This is a genomic window from Polynucleobacter sp. TSB-Sco08W16 (assembly GCF_018687455.1).
In the GTDB taxonomy this organism is placed as follows: Bacteria; Pseudomonadota; Gammaproteobacteria; order Burkholderiales; family Burkholderiaceae; genus Polynucleobacter.
On sequence record NZ_CP061291.1, the window covers coordinates 460,412 to 480,854 of the forward strand.

A 20,443-nucleotide genomic window follows, 5' to 3' on the forward strand; every position below is an offset into this window, starting at 1 on the left:
GTGAGTAATTAAACGCCTTGTTTCAGGCTGGCTTCAATGAAGGCATCAAGATCACCATCCAATACTTTTTGAGTATTGGAGATCTCAACGTTAGTGCGTAAATCTTTGATGCGGCTTTGATCCAAAACATAGGAGCGGATCTGATGACCCCAGCCCACATCCGTTTTGCTAGCCTCCAACTTATCTTGCTCTGCACGACGCTTTTGCATCTCATGTTCGTAAAGACGTGACTTGAGCATGCTCATGGCTTCAGCACGGTTACGGTGTTGGCTGCGATCGTTCTGACACTGCACCACAATCCCTGTTGGAATATGGGTTAGACGCACCGCAGAGTCAGTTTTATTAATGTGCTGACCGCCTGCACCAGAAGCGCGGTAGGTATCAGTACGAATGTCTGCGGGGTTGACTTCAATCTCAATCGAATCATCAATCTCCGGATAGACGTAGATAGAGGCAAATGAAGTATGGCGTCCATTAGATGAATCAAATGGAGACTTACGCACTAAGCGATGCACGCCCGTCTCAGAGCGAAGGTGGCCATAAGCGTATTCACCATCGACTTTAATGGTGGCACTCTTGATACCGGCAACGTCACCATCCGACTCTTCCAGAATCTCGGTTTTGTAACCTTTGCGTTCACAATATTTAAGGTATTGACGATAGAGCATGCTTGCCCAGTCGCAAGCCTCAGTGCCGCCAGCGCCTGCTTGAATATCAATAAAGCAATTGCAAGAATCCATCTCATTGTGGAACATGCGGCGGAACTCAAGATCATTAACAATCTTGCTATAGCCTTCAACGTCTAATTCAATTGCGGCGATTGTTTCAAAATCACTTTCTTCTTTAGCCATGTCGAAGAGTTCGATGGCGCCAGTGATATTGGCATTTAAATCCGTAAGGGTGGCAACCACGCCGTCGAGCAATTTTTTTTCTTTGCCGAGCGCTTGGGCTTTCTTTTGATCATCCCAAATTGTGGGATCTTCCAGGATCGAGTTAACTTCAGTAAGGCGACGTGACTTTACTTCGAAGTCAAAGATACCCCCGAAGAGCTTGCTCACGGGTGAGCAGATCGGACAAGGTATTTGAAATAGTATTTAGTTGTTCAGCTTCCATCCCCTAATTATAAGGGGGTTATTGCATCCGACTCTCTGCTGCGGACCTAGGTGCTGGAACTCTCATCATGCGCCTCAATCATCAGCTGAACGCGGGCTTGGCCCTGATAACGATCGGTTACTAGGCGGTAAGCAAGTTTGGCTTTAGCCGGCAAGGTTTGGGTATGGTTAAACCAGACAGCCGTTAATGGCTTAGCTGCTTGTTTGTCTTGTGCAGGATCAGAACCTAGCGGACGCAACATCAGGCGCAAATGCTTTTCTTTCATGAGGCTTTGCTGGGTGATTTCGAAATCTCCGTAGAAGACGGGCTGCGGAAAGCCTTGACCCCAGATCTCTTCGGCGAGAAGGTCACCAATCTCAGAGGTAAATTCAGAAGGCTGCAGGGTGCCATCATGTGGATGGCGACGCTCCAGGATTTCATCCGTTAATAGACTGTTTGCTACTTCCTGAAAGCAAGCATCAAACTTCTCAAAATCACTTTTGCGAATTGTCAGACCTGCCGCCATTGCATGACCACCAAATTTAAGAATCAAGCCCGGCTCGCGTTTTGAAACAATATCGAGCGCATCCCTTAAATGAAATCCAGTCAGCGATCGGCCAGAGCCACGTAACTCTTCTCCAGTGTTGCCATCGGGCGCAAATACAATCGCAGGGCGGTTAAAACGTTCTTTTAAGCGTGAAGCCACAATGCCAACCACCCCTTGGTGCCACTCAGGATTCCACAGGCAAATGCTTGTGCGTTGCGCCATTGTTCCCGCAAGTTGATCTTCTGAAAGATGAGCAAGCGCAGTTTCTTGCATGCCAGTTTCAATCACACGACGCTCACGATTAATACGATCGAGTTCCTGGGCAAGCGTCATTGCTTCATCGACGTCGTCAGTCAGTAATAGGCGAATGCCTAAAGTCATATCCGCTAAACGCCCGGCAGCATTGAGTCTAGGGCCGATAGCAAATCCTAAGTCAAAGGTATTGGCCTTGCGGGGATCCCGAGTTGCCGCTTGAAATAGCGCTTGAATGCCAGGTTGAGAGATGCCAGCCCGAATGCGTTTCAAACCATTGGAAACCAAGACGCGATTGTTGCGATCAAGTTGCGCAACGTCAGCAACGGTACCTAGTGCAACGAGATCTAAGAGATTCTCCACTTTAGGTTGAGTCTCGTTAGTAAATTTCCCCCGCTTACGTAGTTCTGCACGTAGTGCTACTAATACATAAAACATGACACCGACACCAGCGAGAGCTTTGCTAGGAAACGTGCATCCAGGTTGATTGGGATTCACAATCGCAGTCGCATTTGGCAATCGATCACCAGGCAAGTGATGGTCGGTCACAATGACCTCCATGCCAAGTTCGCGAGCGCGATCTACACCAGCTTCACTGGCAATACCGTTATCTACTGTAATGAGATATTTAGGTTTCGGTGTTTGTTGTGCTGCGAGCTCAACGACTTCAGGCGTTAAGCCGTAGCCCATCGTAAAGCGATTGGGAACAAGAAAATGAATAGGGGTATCTGGCCCACCCAACATCCGCAGGCCTCGTAGGCCTACCGCACAAGCTGTAGCGCCGTCGCAGTCGTAGTCTGCCACGATGAGCATTACTTCTTTTTTCTCCAGAATATCCGCAAGCAAGCTGGCAGTGCTGATGCAACTCTTCAGTTCAGTTGGAGAGATCAGGTTTCTTAATTCCAGCGAGAGCTCTTCGGGAGATTCCAATCCACGAGCAGCATATAAACGCGCTAGCAAAGGATGTAAACCGCTTTGCTGTAACCAAGTGGCAGTGCGTTCAGAAAAAGGGCGTTGAGAAAAAAGACTCATGACGAAATAATTTCATGCCAGGTAAGAGGCTCAGCTTTTTTCCAGAATGCCCAAGATTTTTTCAATAGGTCTTTTTGAGTGACGATGCGCTCTCGTATTTTGCCATTAGGAAAATCAATGATGAGCAATTCATCTAGTTGTTTATCAGCGAGAGCCTTGTTTACTTGCGGCCATATCGACTCTGGCTGATGCAGCCATGCAAACGCTCCGACCAGTGTATCGGCTTTGATAGTAGGGCTGCATGGGATGCTTAAATACTTCGCCAGCCCTGTCATCATGGGGTGTTCACCATAAATCTGTTGTGACTGTTTGATGGCTTTAGGCGCATGAACATCATTGAGTTTGCCGATGCCACTAATCCATAAAGAGTTAATACTTGGTAGGCCACGTTGCTCACGCTCTTCATTTGTGGGATCGATATGCCAAAGCATCTGCACTTCATTTTGCAATTTGCGCCAACGTTTTGCTAGTCCTTCTTCATGGGTGTCTCGTGGCATCCACCAATCAATATTGCGACCATGCGCTTGATCAATGCTGTATGTTGCTAGGCTTGCAAAAGGACCTGCTGGAATAAACCAGTAGTACTGGTTATGAAACAGCACTGAATTTTGAAAATCCTCTTCAATAAAGGGAAGTGCTGCCTTAAGAAGTTGGGAGGATTCAGTTTCTATCAGATCGACCTGATTCTGGTTCATCAAAATGAGATGGTCACGTGTAGCATGTAAATGGACAGGCTGTAAGCAAGCGATCTCTAAATGAGGATTTACCTCCTGCTCGGACTGTCCCACCAGCAGAATGGGTGCAATTGGCACTAGATCGCCGAGCAGAAAGCGTTCATGGGGCAGCCCTTTTAGTGGCTGATCCCCAATGTCTTGATCCTCTAAGACATCTTCCCCCGATAACATCAGGGTAAAGCGCCTTAGAGTGCTTTTGGCGTTTTGAGGGGAGGTAGCGTTTGCAGTCATTTCCCTGATTTTAGGTGGCATTTACGTATTCCATCAGTTTGCCCGTGCAATTGTCTAAACTGTGGCTATGTTGAGACTTCCTATTGAGCTAGAAATTGGCTTGCGCTATACCCGCTCCAAGCGTCGCAAGACGGTTGGCAAGCGCGATGGCTTCCTTTCATTTATTTCCGGAATTTCTACTGCAGGCATTGCTTTAGGGGTTGCCTCGCTCATTGTGGTCCTATCGGTGATGAATGGTTTCCAGAAAGACGTACGGGATCGTATGCTCTCCGTTCTATCCCATGTAGAAATCACCTCACCAGATGGTTTGGCAGACTGGGAACCGCTTGCTCTAAAAGTGGCAGCGCAGCCACACGTCATTGGTGTTGCTCCAATGGTCAGCTCCCAAGGCTTGCTTACTCGCGACAATGTCATGCGTGGCGTTGCGATTCGAGGAGTTGCTCCGGGCGAGGAGGGTAAAGTTTCTGATCTACCTAAACAATTTATTGCCGGTAGCATTGATGATCTCAAGCCTGGAAGCTTTGGCGTTGCCTTGGGTGCTCAACTGGCGTCTTTGGTTGGTGCTCATGTTGGCGATCGCATTAATCTCATTGTTCCTGAAAGTGATTTAACGCCTGCAGGTGCTATGCCGCGTATGCGCACTCTCCAAGTGGTTGGCATTATTGATAGTGGTCACTATGAATACGATAGCTCTTTAGCTGTGATGCATTGGAAAGATGCTGCAGCCTTGCTGCGCCTTCATGATCCATCAGGCTTACGTGTCAAGGTAGATGATATGCAGCGTGCACCAGAAGTTGCTAATGAGCTTGCTGCTGTAGTACCCCAGGCTTTATGGATTACAGATTGGTCACGCTCAAATCGCAACTGGTTTGCAGCTGTTCAAACTGAAAAGAAAATGATGTTCATCATATTGACTTTAATTATTGCAGTGGCCGCATTTAACTTAGTTTCTACTTTGGTAATGACGGTCAATGAGAAACAGGCAGATATTGCGATTTTGAGAACGATGGGTGCGAGCCCGGGTTTAATTCAACGCATTTTCTTAGTACAGGGTTTGGCAATCGGTTTGCTGGGATCTTTAGCAGGCGTTGGATTGGGTTTGCTCATCGCACTCAACATTGATGTGATTGTTCCTGCGATTGAAGCTATCTTCCGCGTGCGTTTCTTACCACGCGAGGTCTACTTTATTAGCGAGTTGCCATCTGATGTTCGTTTGGGTGATGTGGTCACGGTGGGTTTAATGGCCTTTGGCTTATCGGTGCTAGCAACTTTGTACCCTAGTCGTCGTGCTGCTAAGGTTCAGCCTGCGGAGGCTCTGCGCTATGAGTGATCTGCCAAAACCAATATTAGTAGCCAGAGGCCTCGCCAAGACTTACGGTCAGGGGCCTACCGCAGTAGAGGTCCTTAAATCGGTTGACTTGGATGTTGCAGCCTCTGAGAAGGTGGCTATTGTGGGCTCATCCGGTTCTGGCAAGAGTACATTGCTACATTTATTGGGCGGCTTAGATGCTCCAAGTTCTGGCTCGGTCTTATTGGATGGTGCCAATATCAATCAGCTATCGGTTGCCAAGTTAGATCGCTTGCGCAATCAGAGTTTAGGTTTTATTTATCAATTCCATCATTTATTAGATGAGTTCAGCGCAGTAGAGAATGTGGCATTGCTATTGCGCATTCGTGGCCTCAGTAACGAGGAGTCAATGGAGCGCGCCAGCAAGATGCTCAAAGCCGTAGGCTTGGCAAAGCGTGAATTACATACACCTGCTGAGCTATCTGGTGGCGAGCGTCAGCGTGTTGCGGTAGCTAGGGCATTGGTTGGCAATCCAACATGTGTGTTGGCTGATGAGCCTACTGGAAACTTAGATACCGAAACTGCTGATGGTGTGTTTGATTTGATGTTAGATATTGCTCGCGAACAAGGCACTGCCTTTGTGATCGTGACGCATGATCCAGTACGCGCTAAACGTTGTGATCGTATTTTGCATTTAGAGCGCGGAGTATTAAAGACTTTCGCGCAATGACCCAGCATCCCATGTGGATCGATACTCACTGCCATCTTGATGCACCAGAGTTTTCAAACTCCTTGTCATCGACCATTTCAGCTGCAAGTGAAAAGGGCGTAAAGGCTATTTTGTTGCCTGCAGTTAAAGCCGCTGATTGTCAAAATGTAAGAGCACTGGCCTCTCAATATAGCAATGACATTCCGGGTTTGGTTTATACGCTGGGCATTCATCCTTTGTATACCAATCAAGCCCATGAAGACGACTTAGCCGTTTTGGAAGAACAAATCGTCCAATCACTATCTGATCCTCGATTTGTAGGTGTTGGTGAGATCGGTTTAGATTATTTCGTCGAAGGTTTAGATCCTCATCAGCAAGAATATTTATTTCATGCGCAATTAGATTTGGCTCAGAAGTATCAATTACCCGTGATATTGCATGTCCGTCGCTCTCAGGATGCTATTTTGAAAGCTCTCAGAGATCGAACAATTCCTGGTGGGATAGCACATGCATTTAATGGAAGTTTTCAGCAGGCCGAGCAATTTATTGGACTGGGTTTTAAGTTGGGGTTTGGTGGTGCAGCAACGTATGAGCGAGCACTACAGATTCGCAGGCTTTTAACTGAGCTACCGCTTGATAGCCTTGTTACTGAAACAGATTCGCCCGATATTCCACCAGCTTGGTTGAGGGGGGAGGGTATTGCATTTAATGAGCCTGCTTTCCTACCTCGCATTGCTAAACAGTTGGCTGGTATTCGTGGCGTTAGCGATGTTGAATTTGCATCTGCCGTATGGCGCAATGCCATGCAAGTATTACCACGTTGGTCGGCGCTCTGTGCCAACAATCCAAATCTAACCTTAGCCTCTTAAATCCTTGCGCTTAGCGATAACGGCATTTATTGCCGGGGGATCATTCCTTTTCTTTTTGCCACAAGTTCCATCTGGCTGGCTGCTGACATGTTTTGCGGTTAGTGCACCCTGTTCATTTTTCTTATATTTACAGCCTCGCTCTCAATGGTGTCGGCAGATTTTGATATGCATCTTGCTATTTAGTATTGGCTTTGCATGGAATGCGCGCTATGCGGAAAATCGTCTAGCAAACATTCTGGATATTGAGTTAGAGGGAAGAGAATTAGGCGTAGAAGGTAGAGTCATTGCCTTGCCACAGAGTAGCTCTACAGGCGCCAAATTTGCATTTGAAATCGATCATCTTCTTTCTGGTAGGGATGAAATTGCACCATTTCCAAAGCGAATCTATTTAAGTTGGCAGCCTGCATGGAGGAGTAATCAGACCATTCCTGAAATCATTCCTGGCCAGCGATGGAAATTGAAAGTCAAACTCAAAAGACCTTATGGTTCATTAAATCCATACACCTTTGACTTTGAGCGTTGGTCTTTTCATCAAGATTTTGGTGCTAGTGGCTCAGTAAGGTCTGGTGAGCTTTTGCTACCTCAAGAGATTGGCTATGCTGAATTTGCCTTACGAATGGAGTTGGCACGCTGGAAGTTGCGTCAAAAGATTCAATCGCTTTTACCTAAAGATGCGCGCTATGCAGGCGTGATCATTGCTTTGGTGATGGGCGATCAAAATGCGATTGATCAAGAAGATTGGCAAGTATTTAATGCAACGGGCATAGGGCACCTCATTTCTATATCGGGTTTGCATGTCACTATGTTGGCCGGTATTGGCGCCTCTCTTGCGGCAATGCTCTGGCGACGCCGCACTTGGCCTCTTCTCATTCCGATTAGCAAGGTTACCGCAGCTTCTGGATTTGTAACGGCATTTATCTACGCGTGGTTGGCTGGATTTCAGATACCGGCGCAACGAACGATGTATATGGTTGGTGTTGTAGCTTTCGCACTTTGGACCGGCAGGAACCCACGATCTTTTGATATTTGGTGGTGGGCACTGGCTTTTGTTTTAGTGATTGATCCAATGGCGCCGTACACCCCCGGCTTTTGGCTTTCATTTGGAGCAGTTGCAGCCATTCTCTTTGCGATGGGTAACTCTTCGGGATTGCTTGGCATACCCACCGGTAAAGAGCCAGAGGTACATTGGTCGACTCGTGTATTGCAAGCCTTGCGTGAGGCATGCCGTGTTCAAGCAGTTGTCACGATTGCGCTATTGCCATTCACTTTATATTGGTTCTATCAAGTCTCAGTAGTCTCACCGTTTGCCAATGCATTTGCGATTCCTTTGGTGAGTTATGTGGTGACTCCTGTAGCTATTGCCGGGGCATTATTGCCAGACTTTATGGGGCGATGGCTCTTATTGCCCGCACACCTATCAATGGAATATTTGGGAATCATGTTGGAGTGGATGGCTGGTTGGAGTTGGGCGGTCGCTTGGTCTAGGCAGCCAGAATGGTGGCTCTTACTTTTATCAGGAGCCGGAATTATTTATGCCATTCGTCCTGGGGAGTTACTTAAGGATTATCAATTGAGAGCGCTAGCTTTGCTTCCCTCATTATTCTTATTTACTCCACTAAGTACTTTAGGAATTGCCTCCCTAAAGCCCGGGGAGTTTAGAGCTACGGTGTTGGATATTGGGCAGGGTACGGCTGTATTGATTGAGACGCGTAGCAAAGCGCTCTTATATGACACGGGTCCCATTCAGGGAAAAAGAGATGATGCTGGGCAAAGAGTGATTCTGCCCTATTTGAGGGGCAGAGGAATTGCGCACATTGATCGTATGGTGATTAGTCATAGCGATAGTGACCATGTTGGAGGGGCAGCTACTTTACTAAAACAAGTTTCATTTGGTTCGATGATGGGTTCTTTGCCCAATAACAACGCATTGTTATTGAATTTGCAGTCTAGAAAAATCCCTAGTCTTCCCTGTCGCTATGGCCAGCATTGGAATTGGGATGGTGTCGATTTTTTGATTTGGCATCCACATGAAGAAACCCTTTTTCAGGATCAATACTCCCTGAAGCCCAATGAAATGAGTTGCGTACTTGAGGTACGCAACCAAAATCATTCTTTGTGGCTAACGGGGGATGTCGAAAGGCAAGGTGAATCTCACATTATTGATCGTTTGGATGGGCCTGCTCTCAATTCAATTGGTGGTCGCGAGTTGGTGTTTATGGCCCCACACCATGGCAGCAAAACTTCTTCCTCACTGGAGTTACTTAAGAAGTTAAATCCAGAAATTGCTTTTGCGCAGAATGGCTATCGCAATCGTTATGGTCACCCACATCCAACAGTGACCGCACGATATGCAAACATGGGCATACCGTTTTATCAAACACCGATAACGGGAGCGCAACTCTGGTTATTCGGCTCAGGCTCTAAGTACTCCGTCAAATTCTGGAGACAAGAGCTTGATCGCTTATGGCACCGCAAAGATGCCCAGGATTACTGAGAAAGTTTTCTAGCTTCTTGAAGTTGAGAAATGAAAAATTGCTCAAATGCAATTGCAAGAAATGTCATCATGACGCCAGCACCAAGTACGAGCGAGAAAATTACAGTAAGGATGACAAGCCAACCCGATTGACAACGATCCTGCTCTGCAATACCAGGGTTAAATTGAGCATCCCATTTTTCATCAGGGCGCAAACCAAAGGTAATAGTGGTGAGCCAGCTGGCTTCTAAGGCAATAAACCCAAAAGTGAGAAGTACCCAGCCTGGCGCTGAGAGAAAGTGTGCATCTTTCAGAAGGCCCCAACCAATAACGCCACCTATCAATGCAAGCAATTGCGTCCAAGCCCAAAAGGATTTGATTCCCTGTAGATAAAAACAATTGAGACCGCTACCAGGAAAAAATAATCCGAGTGCGCAAAATAGGAGTTTGGATTTTTTCATGGTCTTGTTGAATAGGTAATTAGTTTATTTATTGGCAGTAGGGCGTTGAACAAAACTTAGCACTTCACGGTCAGTGCCAATCATGAGTAACTGGTCGCCATTACGAACGATGCTGCGGTAATCATTGAGCTCATAGAGAAAGTCATTCTCTAATTCCATACGCTGTGGGCTGCAGGCCATTTTGGTGCTGGTGATTTTGCTTAGACTGAAGCCGCGAGCATCTTCATCCAGTTCTGCAGTAAAGCGATTACACCCAGTTGAGCCACTGATGCGTTGACCCTTAGCATCAAAGGTAATTTGAATAGGGTTGCTGGCCTCGCCCTGAGGGATTGGTCTGGCGCGCACCTCACCATTGCTATTGGGTGCCAGATTCCAGCGATTGAGCTCCCATTTGGTATTACGCAGTTCGCTGCTAGGAGGGCTGATTTTGGCGCCGCAGGGTGGAATCACGTTCGCACAAGCACTTAAAAGGCCTATTCCCACCCAAGAAAGTGCAACCAGGAGGCTTTTTGAGCTCTCTCTGTTGATGGTGAAAAGGGGTGTTTTTAGGGGCATATTGTTATAAGTATTTGATTTATATGTATTTTTTATATTACTATCGCTACTATTCTACTGGTTTAGACGCTTAAATAGGTGGAAGAAGTAGGGGTTTTCGTCTAGAATATGAGGTTTTCCGCTTTACCGTACGTTTAGTTGGTGAGCTGGAGCCCAAGGTTTTTTGTAGAAATTTCATTGGGTTGTAATCAACCTGTTTTCATTTTTAGATTTTAAGGAATAAGTATGGTCGTCATTCGACTGGCACGCGGCGGCTCTAAGAAGCGCCCTTTTTACAGCATCGTTGCTACTGATAAGCGCAACCGTCGTGACTCGAACTTTATCGAGCGCATTGGTTACTTCAATCCACAAGCAGCTGCATCTGAGCAAGCCATGCGCATCGCTCAAGATCGTTTGACCTATTGGACTGGTGTTGGAGCGCAAATTTCTCCAACGGTTGTTCGTTTAATTAAGAACAATCCTGCTGTTTAATATTCGCTTACTAAAAGCGTCATCTTGAGGATGATGCTTTTAGTGACGAAATTGATTGGTAGTTTCATTTTAGGAGGATAGGGTGGCTTGCAAATGAGTACACCTTCCCTAAATGATTTGATCGAGCTTGGCGCTATTTCTGAGGCGCAAGGTTTGCAGGGGCAAGTGAAGGTTAGACCTCACTCTCCAGACCCTGTAGCACTTCTCTCTTCTAAAACAGTTTGGATTTCACTAATCCCGCGTAGGGATGCTGGCGTTTCTGCGTCTGTAGAGCAAGCTTCATTGACTCAATACAAAGTTAAGAGCGCCAAGATGCATAGCGGCAATGTAGTCGTTGCGCTAGAGGGCGTCACTGATCGTGATCAGGCTTTGGCTCTCAAGGGAGCCCGTATTTTGGTTGCGCGTGATGCCTTTCCAAAAGCAGAGAGTGATTCTTATTACTGGGTTGATTTAATTGGTTGCCATGCAATCAATTTGCAAAATGAATCCTTAGGTAATGTTATCGACGTTACTGAAAATGGCGCGCATGGCGTAATCGCTATCGGCGATGCTGGTAGCAAAAATATTCAATACTTAGTTCCTTTCGTAAAAGAAGTGGTGCAAAACGTAGACTTACCAAACAAGACGATCACGCTCGATTGGCAATTGGACTGGCAATAAAAACATGCGCTTTGATGTTGTCACCTTATTTCCGGAGATGTTTTCTGCACTCACGCAGTGGGGCATTACTGGTCGCGCATGTGAGCAATCTTTAACGAGTATTCATCTTTGGAACCCGCGAGATTTTTGTTCTGATGCTCGTAAGACGGTAGATGATCGTGCCTATGGTGGTGGACCAGGCATGGTGATGATGGCCAAGCCCCTCGAAGATGCGGTTACCGGTATCAAGGCCTCCCACCAGGCTGCCGGAGTAAAAACGGGGCCAATTTGTCTTTTAGCTCCTCAAGGCGAGCGTTTTTCTCAAAAAATGGCGTCCGATATCCTGAATATGGGCAACTTAACCTTTGTTTGTGGTCGCTATGAGGCAATAGACCAACGTTTTGTTGAGCGGAACGTCGATTTGCAGCTTTCCATAGGTGATTTTGTCCTTTCTGGGGGTGAAATCCCCGCTATGGCCATGATGGATGCGGTTATTAGGCTGATTCCTGGGGCTCTTGGAGATGGCCAATCTGCCACTCAGGACAGCTTTATGAATGGTCTTTTGGACTATCCGCACTACACCAGGCCAGAGGTTTATGAAAATTTATCGGTGCCGGACGTGCTTTTAGGCGGACATCACGCTAAAATAGCGGATTGGCGTCGGCAGAAGTCTTTAGAGCTGACGTTGAGGTTAAGGCCGGACTTAATTGATTTGGCCAGAACCAATGGGTTGCTAACCCGAGAAGATGAACAATTTCTTCGCTCGCTGTGAATTCAGTAGTGATTTAAAGGTTTGGTTTTTTGGTTTAGTGAAATTGTTTTAACTGCATCCTCTATTAGGTCCGTTGATTTATATCTCGGGATTAAACGCTAATACGATGTTTAAGGATTCAAAATGAATTTAATTGAAAAAATTGAGCAAGAAGAAATTGCTCGCTTAAGTGCTAATAAAACTTTGCCAAGCTTTGCGCCTGGTGACACAGTAGTTGTTAGCGTAAACGTAGTTGAGGGTACACGTAAGCGTGCCCAGGCCTTTGAAGGCGTTGTGATTGCTAAACGTAATCGCGGACTTAATTCCAGCTTTATCGTGCGTAAGATTTCTTCTGGTGAAGGCGTTGAGCGTACTTTCCAAACTTATTCACCATTGATCGCTAGCGTTGAAGTGAAGCGTCGCGGTGATGTACGTCGTGCCAAGTTGTACTACTTGCGTGATCGTTCTGGTAAGTCAGCACGTATTAAAGAAAAACTTCAAGCACGTGTTAAACCAACAGCTGCTGTTGCTGCTGAATAATTGCTGCTTTGAAGCAAACCAAGAAGGCGGCCTAGGTCGCCTTTTTTGTTGCCTTAGAATATGACTATGCCCAAAACCTCAAAGCCCGAAGAAGACGCAATTAATGTAGCTGCGCCCCCAGGCTTTAATGCGGAGGCCATTCCGATTCATGAGGTTTGCGCTGGCGATAAAAAGGTTGCCCCTGAATTTCTGGCGCCACAGGGATTGAGGCAGCGTCTTCAATCCCCCCCAGAATGGCAACCCGAAATTACGGACGAGAATCGTCACGTCATTGCGGCCGACATTATTGCTCGTCGTCAGGCGGTCGGAAAAGTAACCAGAGCAGCAGTATTAATTCCGCTGCTATTGAAAGAAGATGGCCTCTCTGTTTTGCTGACTCAAAGAACGAATCATTTACGTGATCATGCTGGGCAGATTAGTTTTCCAGGTGGGCGTATGGACCCCGAGGACTTGAGTCCAAATGACACTGCCTTAAGGGAGAGTCAAGAAGAGATCGGTTTAGATCCTCAGCGGGTAGAGATCATCGGACATCTTCCTCAATATTTGACGGTGTCTGGTTATAGCGTTACCCCTGTAGTAGGATTAGTCCAGCCTCAGGCAGAATATGTCTTAGATGAGTTTGAAGTGGCCGATATCTTTGAGGTGCCACTGAATTTTTTATTAGATCCTGCCAACCATCAGGTTAGACTATGGCAAAGTGAGCAGGGCGGGCGTCGTTTTTATTCAATGCCTTATGAGGGCCGCTTTATTTGGGGTGCTACTGCGGGAATGTTGCGTAACCTTTATCATTTATTAAAAGTATGACTTTCTTTTCTATCCTCTTCGCCCTCATTGCTGAGCAATATCGCCCAGTGACTTCTAGCCATTGGATTGCGCGTATGAGCGCTCGTTGGTTGGATTGGGTTGCTGCTGAATTCGGTGGCAAGACTGACGCAGGTGCAAGCCCAGTGGGCGCGCGTATGGCTTGTATGGTTGCATTCATTCTTCCAACCTTCTTAGTATTTATGGTGTACGTCACTTGTATGGTGACTTATCCGGTTCTGGGTTTCTTGTGGAATATCGTAATTGCTTACTTATTCTTTGGCTTCCGTCAGTTCAGCCACTCCTTTACTGCAGTTCATGAAGCAATTGAAGCCCATGATTTGCCTGCAGCACGCTTAGCCCTTGCTGAATGGTATGGCCCAGAACTGGATACCTCAGAACTTTCTGAAGCCGAGGTAATTTCATTGGCGCTTGAGCGCGCCATTATTGGTTCACATCGCCATGTCTTTGGTGTGCTCTTCTGGTTCATGATGCCAATGGGTCCTGCAGGTGTGGTTCTCTATCGCTTGGCTGACATCGCTGCACAGCGTTGGTCTGAGCGTGGTGATTACAACCTGAGCGAAGCTGCGCGTCATTTCTTCTATGTATTAGATTGGATTCCATCACGAATCACTGCGATGGGTTTTGCCATTGTTGGCAACTTTGAGGGCGCAGTGTATGCATGGCGCTACTTGACCCAAAAATGGGCTGACCCATTGAATGCAGTGATCTTGGCAGCAGGTAGTGGGGCACTAGGCGTGCGTTTGGGTGAGCCTCTGAGTGAGCCGGATAGTGATGAGGCCTTGCGTATGGCTGAGGCTGGAGAGCCGGTGGCTTATGAAGTCGGTCTTGAGCCGACTGAGCGCACAATGCGTTCTGCGGTAGGTTTGGTGTGGCGCTTAGTTATCGCTTGGATGGCTTTGTTGCTAATGCTGACCATCGCTCTTTGGCTTGGCTAATTCCCTGAATTTGAGTATCCGCTGTTTTTGAATCTGAAAGCAGTTGCCTAAATAGCGCCAGTCTTTCTGGCGCTATTTCATTTCTGTCTACTGCATCACGTACAGCGCAATCTGGTTCGGACTGATGGGTGCAATTATGAAAACGGCATTTGCCTAACAAGTCTTTAAATTCTCTAAAGGCATGTTGTAACTCGCTGACCGACATATGAGCCAGACCAAATTCTTGAAAGCCTGGTGAATCAATGAGTGCGCCGAGTTTTCCAGATTCGCTTCGACCCCAAGCTTCAGGCAATTCAAAATAGCGACAAGCAGTAGTAGTATGTTTACCGGTGTCTAAGCGAACTGAGTATTCCTGAGTGAGTGCTGCAGCATTGGGAACCCAGGCATTTAGTAGACTAGATTTACCCATTCCTGATTGACCTACAAAAACAGATACTTTGCCTGCGATTACAGGGCGCAAGAGCTCAATCGAGGTGCTATCAAATTTTGCCGATACTTCGTTCACTGGATAGCCCATGCGGGCATAAGGCGCAATGATTTTGCGAGCATGTTCTAAGTTATCTTTGAGATCGCACTTATTGAGCAAAATATGTAAACCAATTTGATTGGCTTCAGCAGCTACTACGGCTCTTCCCAAGAGATCGGGCGAGAAAGCAGGTTGTGTTGCTAGCACCACTAAAATTTGATCAACATTAGAGGCAATAATCTTGCTCTTGAAAGCATCTGAACGATACAGAATGTTCTCGCGAGGCTCAATCTGAATGATGCGTGCTTGATCGGCCGAGGTCATTTCCAATAGCATGCGATCACCAACAGCGCCGATATGTTGTTTCGCCGGAGTGCTCACCTGAATGAGTGGACCACTGGGCGATTCATTGCCAAGTGCATCCCCAACTAGACGCTGCGCTAAATAATGCCTTCCATAAGAAGCGGTCAGTAGCGCGTGAAATTGTTCCATGCTATTGGTTTGCTCTAGCTAAAACGCTGCAAGTTAGCGATGCGCAATGGGGCAGGAGGATGCGAGCTATAGAAAGCGGTATAGATCGGATCAGGCGTCAGGGTTGAAGCATTATCTTGATATAGCTTCACTAAAGCAGAAATCAAATCTTTGGCTGACGATTTTTCTGCAGCAAAGCCATCGGCTTCGTATTCGTGTTTGCGTGAAGCAAGGCTTCCTAGTGGCGTAAGGAAGAAGCTAAATACTGGTGATACCAACATAAACAGGGCGAGAGCTAGGCCACCGTTATAGCCATTGAGATTGGGCATGACGCCCAGATCGGTATAAAACCAAACTTGGGTACTGATCCAACCCAGTAATGCAAACATTGCAAAGCTCAAAGCAAAAGAAACGATCAGACGCTTGCGAATATGTTTGCACTTGAAGTGGCCTAGTTCATGTGCAAGAACCGCCTCTACTTCGCCAGGATTGAGTTTTTCAATCAGCGTATCAAAGAAGACAATCCGTTTTGCTTTTCCCATGCCCGCAAAGAATGCATTGCCGTGCGCACTCCGCTTGCTACCATCCATGACAAACAAGCCTTGGCTGGCAAAATCGCAGCGGGTAAGCAAGGCTTCGATTTGGGTTTTGAGTGGACCATCTTCTAAAGCCTGAAACTTATTAAACAGGGGTGCAATAAATGTTGGGAAGATCCATTGCATTAAGAGGCTAAATACGGAGAGTACTGCCCAAGCCCAGAGCCACCAAAGGCCTCCTGCTTTGAGCATGAGAGTCAGAATTACCCAAAGCAATGGCAAGCCAATAAGTCCGCCAAGTGCGACCCCTTTAAGCATGTCGGTAAAGAATAATTTTTTACCCATGCGGTTAAAGCCAAAGCGCTCTTCTAAATGAAATTGTTTGTACCAGGAAAAGGGAAGATCAATCATTCCCGAGATGATGGCAATGGAAGCAAGTAGAGCAATTTGCTGACCAATGCCTTCGCCCATGAATTGCAGTAGGATGAGATTCAGAATTTCTAGACCACCCAATAAAGTGAAGGCAATTAAAATAACGGCGCTCACACCATTTTCTAAAATACTAAGGCGTAATTTGGCGATGGTGTAGTCGGCAGCTTTTTGATGTTCAGCCAGAGTCACTTTTTCAGCAAACTCCGCAGGTACGGTATCTCGATGTCGGGCAACATAGCGGATTTGCCGTTGAGAGAGCCAGTGGCGGAGGCCAAAACTGGCGATAAAGGCGATTAGGAAAACAATTGTGAAGGTCATGAGATCATTATAGATATGAGCGAACAAACGAATACAGCAGCAGGCAAGGTGGCACCGGCTAATGAGCACCTCATTTGGGTGGATATGGAGATGTCGGGGCTTAACCCCGAAACAGAGCGGATTCTCGAAATCGCAATTATTGTGACAGACGCTCATCTGAATACCATTGCAACAGCCCCTGTTTGGGTAGTGCATCAAGAAGATGCTCTATTAGATGCCATGGATGCTTGGAATAAGGGTACCCATGGCCGCTCAGGCTTGATTGACAAAGTCAAAGCCTCCACCATGGATGAGGCAATGGTAGAAGCAGAATGCCTTGCCTTTTTGAAGAAATATATCAAGGCTGGTATTGCTCCGATGTGTGGCAATACCATTGGTCAGGACCGTCGGTTTATGGCTAAGTACATGCCTAAGTTAGAGGCCTATTTTCATTATCGAAATGTGGATGTATCCACTTTAAAAGAACTCTGCAAGCGTTGGCATCCCGAGTTGGTAAAAGGTTTTACCAAAAAGCAGGCACATACTGCTTTGGCTGATATTGAAGAATCGATTGAAGAGTTGAAGTATTACCGCGATAAATTTATCGTGCCACTTCCTCAATAAAAAAGTCCGCAATTGCGGACCTCTTTGTGGGCCTTACTTCTTAAGAGCGCTCTTGGGTCGGAAGGCTTTGATGACCTCTTCATTGGTCTCAATATAGGGTCCGCCAATGAGGTCAATACAGTAAGGTACGGCGGCAAAGATGCCGGGCACAATCGATTTACCGTTCTCATCCTTGAGACCCTCTAGAGTTTCTGCGATTGACTTAGGTTGACCAGGTAAATTAATGATCAGGGCAGCGTGGCCTTCGATTTCACGAAGTACTGCAGTTTGTCTAGACAGAATGGCTGTGGGTACAAATTTAAGGCTGATCTGACGCATTTGCTCGCCAAAGCCTGGCATTTCTCGTGTACCAGCTTCAATAGTGGCTTCAGGAGTTACATCCCTAAGAGATGGGCCAGTTCCACCAGTGGTCAGTACCAGGTCGCACCCAAACTCATCTACCAACTCAATAATCGATTCCGTAATGATTTCTGTTTCATCTGCAATGAGACGCTCATGAAAGGTGCAGGTATTGCTAATTGCCTTCATGAGCCATGCTTGGAGCGCCGGTATGCCTTCATCCCGATAAACGCCCTTGCTGGCGCGGTCAGAAACCGAAATCAGGCCAATTTTGACCTCATTAGGCGTATTGCGTTTCAGGGCTTCGGTATGCTTCATGTTTCTATTCTAGCTATTATTAGGGCATGTTTACATATTCATCTAGCCAGTTTCAAGAAATTATCAATTTCATGCTCAAAGAGGCCAAAAGAAGGGGTGCCTCTGACGCGGTCGCGGAGATCTCCGAAGGTCAAGGGCTTTCAGTAACCGTTCGCAAGGGCGAGGTTGAGACCATTGAGCAAAGTCTGGATAAACAGGTGGGGGTGACTTTATTTTTGGGTCATCACCGAGGTAATGCCAGCACGAGTGATTTTTCAAAAGAGTCTTTAAAGGCTACCGTAGATGCTGCGTATCACATTGCCCAGCATACCGCTGAAGATAATTGCGCTGGTCCAGCCGAAGCAGAATTATTAGAAAAAAATCCACAGGATCTGGATTTATTCCACCCATGGGATATTGATGCAAAGCACGCAGTAGAAATTGCGCGTATATCAGAAGGCGCTGCATTTGCAGTGAGTAAGCAAATTCAAAATAGTGATGGTGCATCAGTCTCTGCGCACCATGCCCATTTCATGATGGGAACCTCACACGGATTTATGGGGGGTTATCCATTTTCTCGTCACTATATTTCGTGCGCACCCATTGCAAGCGAAGGTGGGAAAAAATCTCACATGCAACGGGACGATTGGTATTCCAGTTCGCGTATTCCCGAGGAGTTAGCCGATCCTGCGGCAATTGGTAGGTATGCGGCTCAGCGAGCACTCTCACGTTTAAAGGCGCGGTCGCTCACTACACGCCGCTGCCCTGTGATCTTTGAGGCGCCCTTAGCGGCGGGCTTACTTGGTGGTTTGGTGCAAGCAGTGTCTGGCGGAGCTTTATACCGTCGCTCGAGTTTTTTGCTCGATAGCCTCGGAAAACAAGTGTTACCTAAACATGTCAGTCTTTTTGAGAATCCCCATCTCAAAGCAATGACAGGTAGTGCACCATTTGATGAAGAGGGTGTGAAAACTGCTGCTCGTACGGTTGTCGATAAAGGAATTTTGGAGGGCTATTTTCTCTCTACCTATTCTGCGCGCAAGCTAGGTATGCAGACCACTGGTAATGCAGGTGGTTCACATCACCTAACATTGCAAAGCAAGAAGACGCCGAAAGGGGGATTGCCTGCGCTCTTAAAAGAAATGGGAACAGGTTTGCTTGTGACTGAATTAATGGGTCAGGGCGTCAATTATGTGACTGGAGATTACTCTCGCGGTGCATTTGGCTACTGGGTTGAGAATGGTGAGATTCAGTATCCAGTGGAAGAAGTAACGATTGCCGGTAACTTGCGCGATATGCTTTTAGATATTGCGTTGATTGGTAGCGATACCTTAATCAGAGGCACTAAGGAGACGGGTTCAATTTTGATTGGATCAATGACGGTTGGTGGAAAATAAACCTAGCAATAGAATCTGTAATAAATATTGAAAAATACTGAAGGGAGATTGGAATGCAAAGACGCTCTTTTTTAAAGAAGGCAACGATAGGTGCAGGAGTTGCAGCGATTGGTGCCCCAGCAATTGCACAAAGTTTGCCTACGCTCAACTGGCGTTTGGTATCTAGCTTTCCTAAATCTCTGGACACTCTGTATGGCACTCCAGAAGTCTTTGCAAACTCTTTACGTAAGGCGACGGACGGTAAATTTAATGTCAAAGTCTTTGCAGCTGGTGAGCTTGTGCCGGCATTGCAGGTGCTAGATGCTGTTCAAAATGGCACCGTAGAGTGCGGTCACACAGCTAGTTATTACTACTTAGGTAAAAATAGCGCCTTCATTTTTGATACTGCAGCCCCATTTGGTATGACTGCCCGTCAGCAATCCGCATGGATGCTGCACGGTAATGGCATGAAGTTAATGCGTGAACTCTATGCAAGCTACAACATTGTCAATTTTCTGGGCGGTCAGACTGGTACTCAAATGGGCGGTTGGTTCCGTAAAGAAATTAAATCACCAGAAGATCTTAAGGGGCTCAAATTCAGGATCGCGGGTTTTGCCGGTCAAGTATTGGCAAAGCTAGGCGTTGTCCCGCAACAGCTGCCCGCTGGTGAGATTTATTCAGCCCTAGAAAAGGGCACCATTGATGCTGCTGAGTTTGTTGGGCCATACGATGATGAAAAGCTTGGCTTGGCAAAGGTAGCCAAAAATTATTACTATCCGGCCTTTTGGGAGGGCGCTGCAGGACTATCGTTTTTAGTGAATAAAAAACAGTGGGATGCATTGCCGCCTTCATATCAAGCAGCATGGGAGGCAGCTTGCTTTGAGGCTCATACTGATATGTGCGCAAAGTACGATGCCCTCAATCCTCCTGCCTTACAACGTCTTTTGCAAAATGGCGCCGTATTGCGTAAATTTAATACTTCTGTAATGGATGCATGTTTTAAAGCCAGCCAAGAGACCTATGCTGAAGAGTCTGCCAAGAATCCGCAATTTAAAAAGATCTTTGATGATTATCGCGTCTTTAGAAATATGGAAGCGCAGTGGTTTGGAGTTGCTGAGCAAGCATTTGCTCAATACAGTTTCAATAAAAAACTGTAAGAGGCTACTTTGCTTTCACCCCAAGGGCTCAATTGAGCCCTTTTTCT

21 protein-coding genes are annotated in these 20,443 nt (G+C 46.7%); 13 read left to right on the forward strand and 8 right to left on the reverse strand.

Annotated features, from left to right (window positions below; translation table 11 throughout):
- Positions 1-8: 8 nt before the first annotated feature.
- The 3 genes from prfB to FD961_RS02475 all read right to left on the reverse strand — a co-directional run bounded on the left by prfB (position 9) and on the right by FD961_RS02475 (position 3,909).
- Positions 9-1,113, reverse strand: a protein-coding gene (gene prfB / locus FD961_RS02465) for a peptide chain release factor 2 (RefSeq protein ID WP_215393957.1) whose coding sequence is annotated in 2 segments (ribosomal slippage) — positions 9-1,031 and positions 1,033-1,113 — 1,104 coding nt in all. Because the reading frame shifts where the segments join, the coding sequence is not laid out codon by codon here.
- A 46-nt stretch (positions 1,114-1,159) separates the two neighbouring features.
- A complete protein-coding gene (gene recJ / locus FD961_RS02470; protein WP_215393958.1) occupies positions 1,160-2,923 on the reverse strand; it encodes a single-stranded-DNA-specific exonuclease RecJ in 1,764 nt (587 codons plus the stop codon).
- A complete protein-coding gene (locus FD961_RS02475; RefSeq protein ID WP_215393959.1) occupies positions 2,920-3,909 on the reverse strand; it encodes a hypothetical protein in 990 nt (329 codons plus the stop codon). Before FD961_RS02475 ends, recJ begins: the two co-directional genes overlap by 4 nt.
- 49 nt (positions 3,910-3,958) lie before the next feature.
- Here FD961_RS02475 and FD961_RS02480 point away from each other — a divergent pair, with 49 nt between their 5' ends.
- The 4 genes from FD961_RS02480 to FD961_RS02495 are packed head-to-tail and all read left to right on the forward strand — an operon-like array spanning position 3,959 to position 9,248.
- Entirely contained in the window at positions 3,959-5,218 is a 1,260-nt protein-coding gene (locus FD961_RS02480; protein ID WP_251371343.1) for a lipoprotein-releasing ABC transporter permease subunit, read from the forward strand.
- Entirely contained in the window at positions 5,211-5,906 is a 696-nt protein-coding gene (locus FD961_RS02485; RefSeq protein WP_215393961.1) for an ABC transporter ATP-binding protein, read from the forward strand. Before FD961_RS02480 ends, FD961_RS02485 begins: the two co-directional genes overlap by 8 nt.
- 11 nt (positions 5,907-5,917) lie before the next feature.
- Complete coding sequence (locus tag FD961_RS02490; protein WP_215394328.1) at positions 5,918-6,754, forward strand: TatD family hydrolase; 837 nt, start codon at positions 5,918-5,920, stop codon at positions 6,752-6,754.
- A gap of 4 nt (positions 6,755-6,758) precedes the next feature.
- Complete coding sequence (locus FD961_RS02495) at positions 6,759-9,248, forward strand: DNA internalization-related competence protein ComEC/Rec2 (protein WP_251371314.1); 2,490 nt, start codon at positions 6,759-6,761, stop codon at positions 9,246-9,248.
- On the opposite strand, the gene FD961_RS02500 is transcribed toward FD961_RS02495, so the two are convergent.
- Together FD961_RS02500 and FD961_RS02505 are read right to left on the reverse strand one after the other, a co-directional pair.
- Positions 9,242-9,688 (reverse strand): hypothetical protein, encoded by a 447-nt coding sequence (locus tag FD961_RS02500; protein WP_215393962.1) that lies wholly within the window; start codon positions 9,686-9,688, stop codon positions 9,242-9,244. The two genes, FD961_RS02495 and FD961_RS02500, sit on opposite strands and share 7 nt — an antisense overlap.
- A 24-nt stretch (positions 9,689-9,712) precedes the next feature.
- Complete coding sequence (locus FD961_RS02505; protein WP_215393963.1) at positions 9,713-10,243, reverse strand: META domain-containing protein; 531 nt, start codon at positions 10,241-10,243, stop codon at positions 9,713-9,715.
- A gap of 225 nt (positions 10,244-10,468) precedes the next feature.
- Between FD961_RS02505 and rpsP the strand changes: the two genes are divergently transcribed.
- The 6 genes from rpsP to FD961_RS02535 all read left to right on the forward strand — a co-directional run bounded on the left by rpsP (position 10,469) and on the right by FD961_RS02535 (position 14,404).
- Positions 10,469-10,714 (forward strand): 30S ribosomal protein S16, encoded by a 246-nt coding sequence (gene rpsP, locus FD961_RS02510; protein WP_071464813.1) that lies wholly within the window; start codon positions 10,469-10,471, stop codon positions 10,712-10,714.
- A 93-nt stretch (positions 10,715-10,807) separates the two neighbouring features.
- The gene (gene rimM / locus FD961_RS02515; protein WP_215393964.1) at positions 10,808-11,374 is read left to right on the forward strand and encodes a ribosome maturation factor RimM; all 567 of its coding nucleotides are present in this window, start codon (positions 10,808-10,810) and stop codon (positions 11,372-11,374) included.
- A gap of 4 nt (positions 11,375-11,378) precedes the next feature.
- Complete coding sequence (trmD, locus tag FD961_RS02520) at positions 11,379-12,125, forward strand: tRNA (guanosine(37)-N1)-methyltransferase TrmD (protein ID WP_215393965.1); 747 nt, start codon at positions 11,379-11,381, stop codon at positions 12,123-12,125.
- A gap of 123 nt (positions 12,126-12,248) precedes the next feature.
- Complete coding sequence (rplS, locus tag FD961_RS02525) at positions 12,249-12,644, forward strand: 50S ribosomal protein L19 (RefSeq protein ID WP_071464816.1); 396 nt, start codon at positions 12,249-12,251, stop codon at positions 12,642-12,644.
- 66 nt (positions 12,645-12,710) lie between these two features.
- Positions 12,711-13,448 (forward strand): CoA pyrophosphatase, encoded by a 738-nt coding sequence (locus FD961_RS02530; protein WP_215393966.1) that lies wholly within the window; start codon positions 12,711-12,713, stop codon positions 13,446-13,448.
- Entirely contained in the window at positions 13,445-14,404 is a 960-nt protein-coding gene (locus FD961_RS02535; RefSeq protein WP_215393967.1) for a CobD/CbiB family protein, read from the forward strand. The genes FD961_RS02530 and FD961_RS02535 overlap by 4 nt, the downstream gene beginning before the upstream one ends.
- Here the strand turns inward: FD961_RS02535 and rsgA are convergent.
- Together rsgA and FD961_RS02545 are read right to left on the reverse strand one after the other, a co-directional pair.
- The gene (gene rsgA, locus FD961_RS02540; protein ID WP_215393968.1) at positions 14,349-15,362 is read right to left on the reverse strand and encodes a ribosome small subunit-dependent GTPase A; all 1,014 of its coding nucleotides are present in this window, start codon (positions 15,360-15,362) and stop codon (positions 14,349-14,351) included. The genes FD961_RS02535 and rsgA overlap by 56 nt on opposite strands.
- A gap of 14 nt (positions 15,363-15,376) precedes the next feature.
- Positions 15,377-16,627: a M48 family metallopeptidase gene (locus FD961_RS02545; protein ID WP_215393969.1), complete on the reverse strand. Its 1,251-nt coding sequence runs from the start codon at positions 16,625-16,627 to the stop codon at positions 15,377-15,379.
- 15 nt (positions 16,628-16,642) lie between these two features.
- On the opposite strand from FD961_RS02545, the gene orn reads away from it, so the two are divergent.
- Entirely contained in the window at positions 16,643-17,230 is a 588-nt protein-coding gene (orn, locus tag FD961_RS02550; protein WP_215393970.1) for an oligoribonuclease, read from the forward strand.
- 33 nt (positions 17,231-17,263) lie between these two features.
- Here orn and mog read toward each other — a convergent pair whose 3' ends face one another.
- Positions 17,264-17,887, reverse strand: coding sequence for a molybdopterin adenylyltransferase (gene mog / locus FD961_RS02555; RefSeq protein WP_215393971.1), 624 nt, complete (start codon positions 17,885-17,887; stop codon positions 17,264-17,266).
- 71 nt (positions 17,888-17,958) lie between these two features.
- Between mog and pmbA the strand changes: the two genes are divergently transcribed.
- Positions 17,959-19,260, forward strand: a complete 1,302-nt coding sequence (gene pmbA / locus FD961_RS02560) for a metalloprotease PmbA (RefSeq protein ID WP_369821173.1) — start codon at positions 17,959-17,961, stop codon at positions 19,258-19,260.
- 53 nt (positions 19,261-19,313) lie between these two features.
- The gene (locus FD961_RS02565; RefSeq protein WP_071464823.1) at positions 19,314-20,396 is read left to right on the forward strand and encodes a TRAP transporter substrate-binding protein; all 1,083 of its coding nucleotides are present in this window, start codon (positions 19,314-19,316) and stop codon (positions 20,394-20,396) included.
- The last annotated feature ends 47 nt before the right edge of the window (positions 20,397-20,443 follow it).

Coding starts and splice junctions, on each gene's coding strand:
- FD961_RS02535 (WP_215393967.1), top strand. CDS start 13,445: ATGACTTTCTTTTCTATCCTCTTCGCCCTCATTGCTGAGCAATATCGC.
- rimM (WP_215393964.1), top strand. CDS start 10,808: ATGAGTACACCTTCCCTAAATGATTTGATCGAGCTTGGCGCTATTTCT.
- FD961_RS02530 (WP_215393966.1), top strand. CDS start 12,711: ATGCCCAAAACCTCAAAGCCCGAAGAAGACGCAATTAATGTAGCTGCG.
- rpsP (WP_071464813.1), top strand. CDS start 10,469: ATGGTCGTCATTCGACTGGCACGCGGCGGCTCTAAGAAGCGCCCTTTT.
- rplS (WP_071464816.1), top strand. CDS start 12,249: ATGAATTTAATTGAAAAAATTGAGCAAGAAGAAATTGCTCGCTTAAGT.
- pmbA (WP_369821173.1), top strand. CDS start 17,959: ATGCTCAAAGAGGCCAAAAGAAGGGGTGCCTCTGACGCGGTCGCGGAG.
- FD961_RS02545 (WP_215393969.1), bottom strand. CDS start 16,627: ATGACCTTCACAATTGTTTTCCTAATCGCCTTTATCGCCAGTTTTGGC.
- orn (WP_215393970.1), top strand. CDS start 16,643: ATGAGCGAACAAACGAATACAGCAGCAGGCAAGGTGGCACCGGCTAAT.
- recJ (WP_215393958.1), bottom strand. CDS start 2,923: ATGAGTCTTTTTTCTCAACGCCCTTTTTCTGAACGCACTGCCACTTGG.
- FD961_RS02505 (WP_215393963.1), bottom strand. CDS start 10,243: ATGCCCCTAAAAACACCCCTTTTCACCATCAACAGAGAGAGCTCAAAA.
- trmD (WP_215393965.1), top strand. CDS start 11,379: ATGCGCTTTGATGTTGTCACCTTATTTCCGGAGATGTTTTCTGCACTC.
- FD961_RS02475 (WP_215393959.1), bottom strand. CDS start 3,909: ATGCCACCTAAAATCAGGGAAATGACTGCAAACGCTACCTCCCCTCAA.
- mog (WP_215393971.1), bottom strand. CDS start 17,887: ATGAAGCATACCGAAGCCCTGAAACGCAATACGCCTAATGAGGTCAAA.
- FD961_RS02500 (WP_215393962.1), bottom strand. CDS start 9,688: ATGAAAAAATCCAAACTCCTATTTTGCGCACTCGGATTATTTTTTCCT.
- rsgA (WP_215393968.1), bottom strand. CDS start 15,362: ATGGAACAATTTCACGCGCTACTGACCGCTTCTTATGGAAGGCATTAT.
- FD961_RS02565 (WP_071464823.1), top strand. CDS start 19,314: ATGCAAAGACGCTCTTTTTTAAAGAAGGCAACGATAGGTGCAGGAGTT.
- FD961_RS02490 (WP_215394328.1), top strand. CDS start 5,918: ATGTGGATCGATACTCACTGCCATCTTGATGCACCAGAGTTTTCAAAC.
- FD961_RS02485 (WP_215393961.1), top strand. CDS start 5,211: ATGAGTGATCTGCCAAAACCAATATTAGTAGCCAGAGGCCTCGCCAAG.